Below are 2,401 nucleotides of genomic sequence, written 5' to 3' on the forward strand. Positions count from 1 at the left end.
CCTAAGGACACTCCGCACATTAACTGAATCGCGAAGCGCCACGGGTGCGTCGGATTGACTCAGGTGCCGGGGATTCCAGGAGGCGGTGAAGCGGCGTAGGTCGGTCGGATGATCGACGAGGCCGCGATTCGGTTGCGATGGGACGCCGTGTGCTCGCGGCTGGACGAGCGGGGGCGGCGGGTTTTCGCGGCGGCGGAGGTGCGGACGGCGGGTCGGGGCGGTCTCGCAATCGTCTCGAAGATCACCGGGCTTGCCCGTTCGACGATCAATCGCGGCAAGGCCGACCTCGATGCGCAGCCGCTGCCGAAGGGACGGGTTCGCCGTGCCGGCGGCGGGCGTCGCTCCGTTTGCGAGAACGATCCGGGGCTCATCCCTGCACTCAAGCGCCTGGTCGAGCCGGCGACGCTTGGCGATCCCATGCGGCCGTTGATCTGGGTATCGAAAAGCATGGAGAAGCTCGCCGCAACCCTGACCGCGATGGGGCATCCGATCAGCGCCGATACGGTGTGCACGGAATTGGTGAAACTGGGGTTCTCGCGCCAGTCCAACCGCAAGGCGAACGAAGGTTCGAAGCATCCCGACCGGAACGCTCAGTTCGAATACATCAACGCGAAAGTCGTTGCGGCGCAGGCCCAACAGCAACCCATCATCTCCGTCGACACGAAGAAGAAGGAACTGGTCGGCAACTTCAAGAATGGCGGAACCGATTATCGTCCGAAAGGCGATCCGCAGCGTGTGAATGTGCATGACTTCGAGGACAAGAAGCTCGGGAAGGTCGTGCCCTATGGGGTGTACGATGTGACGGCCAATGCCGGCTTCGTCAGCGTCGGGATCACCAGCGACACCGCCGAGTTCGCCGTGCAGTCGATCCGCTGCTGGCGCGAACGCATGGGACGCCAGCGCTATCCGGATGCACGGGAATTGACGATCACGGCCGATGGCGGCGGCTCGAATGGTGCGCGTGTGCGGCTCTGGAAGGTCGAGTTGCAAAAGCTCGCCGATGAGACCGGGCTCGTGATCCACGTCCACCACTATCCGCCAGGCACATCGAAGTGGAACAAGATCGAGCACCGGCTGTTCTGCCACATCACGCAGAACTGGCGCGGCCGGCCGCTCACCGATCGGCTTGCCGTGGTCGAGTTGATCGGGGCGACGACGACCAAGACAGGGTTGAAAGTCGAAAGCGCGCTCGACACGCGCACCTACCAGAAGGGCATCAAGATCAGCAAAGTCGCAATGAAATGCCTCGACATCACCGGCGATCAATTCCATCCCGAATGGAACTACACGATCAAGCCGCGAAAGCCGGCGGAATCGTAGCAGTTGTTATTCAGACTGTCCTTATGCCCCGACCGGCGGCATCGTCGCCGCCCCGACGACTTCGCTGCCGGAGCGCCTGGGAGGCGTACGGAACTGGGATTACCGGTATTGCTGGCTGCGGGACGCCACCTTCACGCTCTTGGCGTTCATGAGTCTCGGATATTACGACGAGGCGCGGGCGTGGCGGGATTGGCTGACGCGTGCAATCGCCGGCAGTCCGCGCCAGGTCCAGATCATGTACGGGGTTGGTGGCGAGCGATGGTTGCCGGAGTTGATCGTTCCGTGGCTCGCGGGCTACGAGAAATCCGCGCCGGTGCGGATCGGCAATGACGCGTCCGGGCAGCTGCAGCTCGACGTCTTCGGCGAGATCGCCGACGCGATTTTCCAGACCCTCAAAGCAGGCATGGAGCCGCCCGAACGCGCCCGAACGCTGCGGCCGGTCGTGTTGGAATATCTGTCGGCGGCGTGGCGGCAACCGGACGAAGGCATCTGGGAGGTCCGCGGCGGACGGCAGCACTTCGTCCACTCGAAGGTGATGGCTTGGGTCGCCTTCGATCGTGCAGCCAACGAATTCGCAGTGCGGGCCTACCACGAGTCGGGGCAGCGGTGGCGCGACATTGCCGACGAGATCCACGCCGAGATCTGCGAGCGCGGCTTCGACCGGGAGCTCGACAGCTTCGTGCAGGCCTACGATTCCAAGCGGCTCGATGCGAGCCTGCTGCTGATGCCGCTTGTCGGCTTTCTTCCCGCTTCCGATCCGCGCATCCGCGGGACGCTGCGAGCGATCGAGGACCGCCTGCTGATCGATGGCGAATTCCTCCTTCGCTACGAAAGCGACAATCCCAGCGATGGCCTGCCACCCAGCGAAGGCGCTTTTCTCGCCTGCAGCTTCTGGCTAGTCGATAACTACATATTGCAAGGTCGCTATGCGGAAGCCCGCAAGTTGTTCGACCGTTTGCTGGCGCGCTGCAACGACGTGGGCTTGCTCGCCGAAGAGGTTGATCCGCTGAGCGGCCGCATGCTGGGCAATTTTCCCCAGGCCTACAGTCATGTGGGCTTAATCAACTCCGCGCTCAATTTG

2 protein-coding genes are annotated in these 2,401 nt (G+C 63.1%); both read left to right on the top strand.

Annotated features, from left to right (window positions below):
- The first annotated feature begins 108 nt into the window (after positions 1-108).
- The gene (locus VGY55_19010; GenBank protein ID HEV2972070.1) at positions 109-1,320 is read left to right on the top strand and encodes an ISAzo13 family transposase; all 1,212 of its coding nucleotides are present in this window, start codon (positions 109-111) and stop codon (positions 1,318-1,320) included.
- Positions 1,271-2,401, top strand: a 1,131-nt coding sequence (locus VGY55_19015; protein HEV2972071.1) for a glycoside hydrolase family 15 protein, incomplete at its 3' end; no start/stop codon positions are given. The genes VGY55_19010 and VGY55_19015, both read left to right, overlap by 50 nt.

It is taken from the genome of Pirellulales bacterium (assembly GCA_035939775.1).
Taxonomy (GTDB): Bacteria; Planctomycetota; Planctomycetia; order Pirellulales; family DATAWG01; genus DASZFO01.